The 3,848-nt window shown below is 47.3% G+C and carries 3 protein-coding genes; all 3 read right to left on the reverse strand.

Going from position 1 to position 3,848, the window contains the following annotated elements; all coding sequences use genetic code 11:
* Window positions 1-3 precede the first annotated feature (3 nt).
* The gene (locus Q0314_RS01175; protein ID WP_298055591.1) at window positions 4-1,239 is read right to left on the reverse strand and encodes a nitrous oxide reductase family maturation protein NosD; all 1,236 of its coding nucleotides are present in this window, start codon (window positions 1,237-1,239) and stop codon (window positions 4-6) included.
* Window positions 1,236-1,997: a cytochrome C gene (locus Q0314_RS01180; RefSeq protein ID WP_298055594.1), complete on the reverse strand. Its 762-nt coding sequence runs from the start codon at window positions 1,995-1,997 to the stop codon at window positions 1,236-1,238. Before Q0314_RS01180 ends, Q0314_RS01175 begins: the two co-directional genes overlap by 4 nt.
* Before the next feature lie 135 nt (window positions 1,998-2,132).
* The coding region (locus tag Q0314_RS01185) for a c-type cytochrome (RefSeq protein ID WP_298055595.1) at window positions 2,133-3,848 on the reverse strand (1,716 nt) is incomplete at its 5' end.

The following is a 3,848-nucleotide window of genomic DNA, read 5'->3' on the forward strand; positions in this document are numbered from 1 at the left end:
TATTCATAGCGTTGCCTTTTGGGCGTTATTTGGGCGCATTTTAGGAGAGTCGTCCTCTAAAAGCTTAAGCGGCTCAGAAAACGGCGCAAGTTTAGCTAGAAAATTTAGCCCGCTAATCACGGTGGAGCCGTAGAAAAAGCGCAGAGTGGGATAATACTGCCAAAGCTTGTCGGCGTAAATAAAGTGCGAGTAGGGCGTGTCGCCGATGCCGTCGCGGTTTAGATCCAGGCCTTCGTATTCGTCGAAGTAGTTACCGCTCCACTCGTTTAGCTCGATCTTTGAGCCGGGCGTGTCGTTGATGGCCGTTTCCATGTTTCCGATAAAATCATTACCCTTAAACACGCTTTTTTCCTGTGTCGCGTGCATTTGTAGCCCGATGACGTTATATAAAATTTGATTGTTTTCGAGGGTATTTACGGTGCCTGGATTTAGTGGTGAGCGGTCGGAGTAGATGCCGCGCGAGTTATACAAAAAGGTATTTTCTCTGATGTTAAATCCCGAGGCGTCTTTTAGCGCGATACCCACGCCAAACGCTCCGTTTGAGTTGATTATCACGTTTCGGCGCACGAGAGAATTTGTTGAAAACATAAAATACATCCCCACCGCTCCGCCACTAAATTCGTTATCCTCGATGAGGTTATCCGCAGAGTACATCGTATGCACAGCGTAGCGGTTGTTTTTGCCGAAATTTTTGCGGATTATGTTGTTGCTAGAAAACCACGCCACGATGTCGCGGCTGTTATAGACGTAGTTTCGCTCGATCAAATTTTCGTGCGAATACCACGCGCGCACGGCGTCTCCGCGTCTAGGCACGTCAAAGCCCTCTTTTGAGGTGATGTTGTTATCTCTGATGACGGCTTGGTTGCATTCTGATAGCTCGATACCGAAAAGCACGTCTTTAAAGCGGTTTTTCTCGACTAAAATATTATTGCCCTTAGAGCAGCTGATGCCCGCGTCTAAGTTCATCTGACTCGTGCCGCTGCCCTCGATGTTTAAATTTACGAGCTTTACGTTTTTTGCCGTTACTTTTATCACGCTTGATTTGCGGTCGCCTCGTATCACGGCGTTCTCGCCTTTGCCTATTATCGTTAGCGGCTTATCGACGATTATATTTCCCTCGTAAAGTCCGTCGTTTAGGCGCAGCGTGTCGCCAGGTTCCGCAGCGTTTATAGCGTCTTGCAGCGGACCGGCGAAGGCCGTCAAATTTAGCGCGCAAAAGAGCAAAAGCTTAAATTTCATTTCGCGTCTTTGAGCTCTTTTTTCTTTGAAAATACGGCTAGGATACAAAGCGCGCTCATAGCCATCATCACCCAAAATCCTATGCTAGGATACGAGTGCGTGGTAAACTGCGCGACCTTGCCGTCGCCAAGCACGGTCGGCATAAACGGTTTTATCTTAAACGCGCCCCACTCTTGCATATTGTGTCCGTACCAATAAAGCCAGCCCGCAAACGCGCCCATAAAAAGCAGCGGAGCGATGGTCGGAAGCACCATGAGCAGGGAGTTAAATTTGCCGTCGTAGTATAAAAAGGCTAGCATACAAAGCGTGGAAATGAGCAGATAATAAGGCGCAATCGCGCGCTCGACGTTGCCGCCGTGCTCCATCGGATACATGCCGATGTAGTGGTTTATGGTGTTCATCTCGTGCACGTCGCCGCTGTATCCGTCAACGTGAAAATAAACCGGAATACCGTCGGGAAAGGCGTCTTTTGGGTAGTTTGGCGCTTCAAGCGCGACGTACCAGATAGGAAAAGATGGCGTGCCGATCTCGGCTTTTTGCTCGATCGCTTTTTGTAGGCTGGCTTTTACGTCGTCTGGCATCAAGTGATTTTTGTACTGAAACGAGGTGTAAAGGTCGTAAATTTTATACGAATACCCGGCAAGCGGCTCGCCCGCGGCGATCTTAGCCTTCGCGCCGAACCATCCAAGAACCGGGATCGTAAAACAAACGGTCATCAAGACTAACGCGATAATAGTGTAAATTTGATACTTCTTCATCGTTTCTCCTTTATTAAATTTAAAAAATTTTTCGCAAAACGCTTTTTAAATTTAACGTAGGAGGCTCGGGTTACGCGCGCCGAGCCTCAAATTTAGCGGACTGATTCGGACCGCTAAGCCCGAATCAAATTTGGATTACATTCCCGCGTTTTCGTCGATCCATTTTAGGTATTCGATGATATCTTTGATCTCTTGATCGCTCATGTGCTGATTAGGCATTCTTAGGTTAAAGTAATCGATCATAGACTTGATATACTCGTCGCCGTAAAATTTAGACGGATCTTTGATGAAGTCAAAAACCCATTTCTCGCCGTTTTCATGGCGTAAAAGAACGCCCGTTAGATCCGGGCCCGAGCTAACCTGACCGATGACGTGGCAAGCGTTGCAGCCGCCTTTTAGATAGGCTTCCTCGCCTTTAGCAGCAGCCGGACTCATAGGCGTAGCGATCTCTTTAGCGAGATTGTTTTTAGCTCTTAGGCCGACGTCTGCGGTTTTAACCATATACTGCCATACTTGGTACTCCCAAAGTATCGCGCCGTTTACGTCGCCTTTTTTATAGGCTTCGTCGGCTTTTGCTTTAGCCTCTGGGATTTTGCCGTATTGATCCAGCGCGTCGGTAACTAGCTCTTTTACCTTAGGATATTTTTCGTAATGCTTTTCTTTTAGGTAAGCCACGACGCTTTGGATAACTTCGTCGGTAGCTTTATTAGTAGCGATTACTTTATCGTATTCGGCTTTTAGGGCTTCAGGACTTAGGGTTTTTAGCCTATTTGCTTTTGCCGATTCGTATTTTTTATTCGGATCTTTAACTAGCAAATAGCCCATCATCTCAAGGTGCAACGCGGAGCAAAATTCGGTGCAGTAGTAAGGGAACACGCCCTCTTCGTCCGCTACGAAATTTACGGTTGCGGTTTTACCCGGCTCTAAAGAGGCGTGGATGTTGTAAAGATCGACCGTAAAGCCGTGAGTCTCGTCCTGTGCGCGCTCTAGGTTTGTTAGGTGGATAGTTACGTTGTCGCCTTTATTTACCTCGATGTGCTCAGGGTTGATGTGGCTTCTGATCATCGTGGCGTAGACGGTTACGTTTTTGCCGTTACGCTCGACTCTTTCTTGTCCCGCAAGAGTTGCGAACGGACTTTCTTTACCGGTGCGAGAGTTTGTTCCCATGGCGTAGGTGGTAGCCGGTTTTAGCTTGCTAGCCTCGATGGATATGACATCGTGAGGCTCGCCAAGAGGTATCGGCATATCGTATAAAAGCTCCATTTTTGAGCCGGCTATGTCGATTAGCTGGTGGTTTTGCGGGTGAAGAGGACCTACAGGGTTAAAGCGGTCGATTGATAGCTTGTCAAGAGCGATTACGTATTTGCCCTTAGGTTTGGCCGATTTTCCCTCCATCGCGTCTAGGTGTCCGATGTTGTAGTGAACGTTGATCCTATCTAAGACTTTTAAATTTTTATAGTCCCATTTTACGATCTGGCTATCGACATAAAGCGAGGTATAAAGTACGCCGTCTTGTGCATCAAATGCCGTGTGTAGAGGTCCAAGGCCAAGCTCGACTTGTCCGTGTAGGGTCTTTTGCAAATCAAGAATCGGTATGCCGTAAGAGTCGGTGCCGGCAAATTCTTTTTTATCGATTAAATTTTTGATTTTTCTAAAGTCAAAAACCGTAGCGTGCGTATCTAGCTTACCGCCGATAACGATATACCTACCGTCTGGGCTAACATCTACGCCGTGCGGGCTCTTTGGCTCGGGGATCAAAAATAGCGCGCCTGCTTTAACGGCGGCGTCTATGGTAACTACTCTATGGCCGTTTATCTCTCTGTGGTTTTTCTTATCTTGAGCTAGTTTTTC

Origin of the sequence: uncultured Campylobacter sp., from assembly GCF_938040115.1 — a bacterium.
Classification (GTDB): domain Bacteria; phylum Campylobacterota; class Campylobacteria; order Campylobacterales; family Campylobacteraceae; genus Campylobacter_A.

Excerpts from the sequence above, each read along its gene's own strand:
- Q0314_RS01175 (WP_298055591.1), bottom strand. The coding sequence starts at position 1,239 with ATGAAATTTAAGCTTTTGCTCTTTTGCGCGCTAAATTTGACGGCCTTC.
- Q0314_RS01180 (WP_298055594.1), bottom strand. The coding sequence starts at position 1,997 with ATGAAGAAGTATCAAATTTACACTATTATCGCGTTAGTCTTGATGACC.